Here is a 2601-nt window from a genome sequence, read left to right as displayed (position 1 = left end):
ATCTGTAATGTGGAACCATATAATATGCACCGCTGCAGTTCCATATAATAAAAAGGTTACTATCTTTCCATGCCAGTCTGCACCATGTACTTTTCCTGTCTTTCGTATCACAAGACATCCACTGACTACCATATACAGCTCCTTACCTGCCATTATTACGATTAAAAGAAGCATATGCGGAAAACGAGTAAACAGACAGATTAACATCGCTGCCTGTGTCAGCTTATCAGCCACCGGATCAAGTATTTTTCCTAAATTACTAATCCTATGGAATCTTCTTGCGATATATCCATCAGCAAGATCCGTAAGACCAGACAGCAATAAGATTTCACCAGCTAACAGAGGATTTTTCTTTACACAATAACTCCATATAATTACCGGAATCAGACAAAGCCGAAAAAAAGAAAGAAAATTAGGAACCGTAATAATTCTATTCAAATTTTCTTCCTGATTCACTTCACTCTGCATGTACGGTCACATCACTTTCCTTTTTTTTAGACATAAACCAATAAAATATAACACAAAATGCTAAAGCAAACACAACACCAAAAACATTTTGAATCACTCTAAGACTAACCGCTCCTTGTAGTCCATAAGTCTCTGCAGCAATGGCTAAAGCACCAAATGTGTTAAATACTGCCTGCCAGCCATATTGTGCTGAAAATCCTACACCGATTCCACCAAGAATTCCTATATATGCATAGATTGACGAAGGAAGCAGAAAATATAATACTGTAAAACATATAACACCTGCAATATTTCCGACAATCCTTTTACGGACTCTGTAGTGCATATCTTCCATAAACGGCAAAATCGCGGACATGGCCGCAATACCAGCCCACATTGCACGTGGCATATTACAAAGTTCTGCAATGCAAAGGACAATCGGTACGCATAAAATCTGACATATCTGCCATTTTGTTCTGGAAGAAGTGATATCAAATTCTTGTATCAGATCTTTCAGATTTCTTTTATAAGTTCTGTTTTTATGATTTCGATAAAATACGAAGCAGGTAAGTGCTGCACCTAAAGCCATTCCGACTAATCGCATCTGATAGCTTTTTCCCGTAACATCATAACCATATAGCAGCAGATACCCAAGAACCAATGTAGATTGATTAAACATGAATGGATTATGGCATCCGAACAGAATCAACACAGCCAGTGCCGCAATATTTAACAGCATTCCCAATACCGGTGAAAACTGATTTGCTAAATGCGGACATACAGTCATAATTACAAAGAACAAAGCCAAAAGCATCGTAGCTTGTCCGGTGTGGATCCCCAGATCCGCATTTCTAAACACCATGAGACATAATAAGACCACTACACCTACAATGCTGTTCTCATTTCCAAATAAGATACTGAAAATAGTAACAAATAAAAAACAAAATGCCATTGTAACAGCTATCTTTACCAAATATACCAGTATATGATATGTTTTTTCTTTCACTGTTTCACTCTTTTTCAACAGATTTTTAGAACCTGCCTGATTTAACTGCAATTCCTGATAAAATGTCATGTAATTCCTCCTCTATCTGTTTTTCTTAAACTTATATGGCCTCATCTTTCTGTATTGGAAGCTCTACAACAAATCTGCATCCACCATATTCACGGTTTTCTGCTTTGATTGTTCCTCCGGCACTATCTACAATCCGTTTTACAAGTGCAAGACCTAGGCCATTTCCTTCTGCTTTATGAGATCCATCTACCTGATAGAACTTGTCAAATATTCTGGATTTTACATCATCCTCTATTCCTGGTCCTTCATCTTCCAGAATGAACTTAACAGAATCCTGTTCTTGTTTCAGAAACATCGTAATTGTCCCCTTTGCAGGACTGAACTTAATCGCATTATCCAAAAGATTTATCCAGATATGCATAAAAAGTCCTTCATTCCCAGTATATTTAACTTCCTCCAATTCTACCTGAAAACCAATTTCTTTTTCTGTCCATTTTGTTTCCAATGAAAGAAATGCCTGGCGGATCTGTTCATCCAGACGAAATTCTGTTTTTTTCATTGGTATATTCTGATTCTCTAACTTGGATAACAGCAAAATATTACCAACCAATCCGGAAAGTCTTTGGGTGTTAAATAAGATTTTTTCTACATATTCCTCTTGATCCGGAGACAGTTCTTCTCCCTGAAGCAGCATTGTATATCCTTCAATGGCATTAATCGGGGTCTTAAACTCATGAGAAACATTAGATACAAAATCCATCTGCAGCACCTCTGTTGCACGAAGTTCTTTTGTCATAACATTAAAACTTTGATAAGATTCTCCAACTTCTGCTATACGGCTGTTCGTTTCCAAATGCTGTTCAAAATCTCCCTGAGAAACTTCCTTCATTGCTTTACTAAGTCTGGTAATTGGTTCCAGTAACTTTGCATTGATAAAGGAAGTGATCAGCCCTGCAATCAATGTATTGAAAATCAAAAGCCAGCCAAGCACAGGTATGCTGCCCGGCAGATTAAAAAAATGATTCAAAAAAGCAAATAATAAAGCAGATATGACTGTTGAAAATACAAGTGCCAGCCAGATTGCACCAGTCAGACAGGATCGGATCCGCAATCCTTTTTCTTTCTTTTGTTCCATTATT

At 37.3% G+C, this 2601-nt stretch carries 3 protein-coding genes; all 3 read right to left on the bottom strand.

What is annotated here, in order from left to right:
* Window positions 1-468, bottom strand: a 468-nt coding sequence (locus tag WMO62_RS15690) for a CDP-alcohol phosphatidyltransferase family protein (protein WP_349145266.1), incomplete at its 3' end; no start/stop codon positions are given.
* Window positions 458-1522 (bottom strand): FUSC family protein, encoded by a 1065-nt coding sequence (locus WMO62_RS15685; RefSeq protein ID WP_349145265.1) that lies wholly within the window; start codon window positions 1520-1522, stop codon window positions 458-460. The genes WMO62_RS15685 and WMO62_RS15690, both read right to left, overlap by 11 nt.
* Before the next feature lie 31 nt (window positions 1523-1553).
* A complete protein-coding gene (locus tag WMO62_RS15680; RefSeq protein ID WP_349145267.1) occupies window positions 1554-2597 on the bottom strand; it encodes a HAMP domain-containing sensor histidine kinase in 1044 nt (347 codons plus the stop codon).
* Between the last annotated feature and the right edge of the window lie 4 nt (window positions 2598-2601).

The sequence above is a fragment of the Hominiventricola aquisgranensis genome (assembly GCF_040096225.1).
GTDB classification, from domain to species: domain Bacteria; phylum Bacillota; class Clostridia; order Lachnospirales; family Lachnospiraceae; genus Hominiventricola; species Hominiventricola aquisgranensis.
The sequence above is the reverse complement of the archived record's forward strand: the minus strand, read 5'-3'. Positions and strand labels throughout refer to the sequence as shown.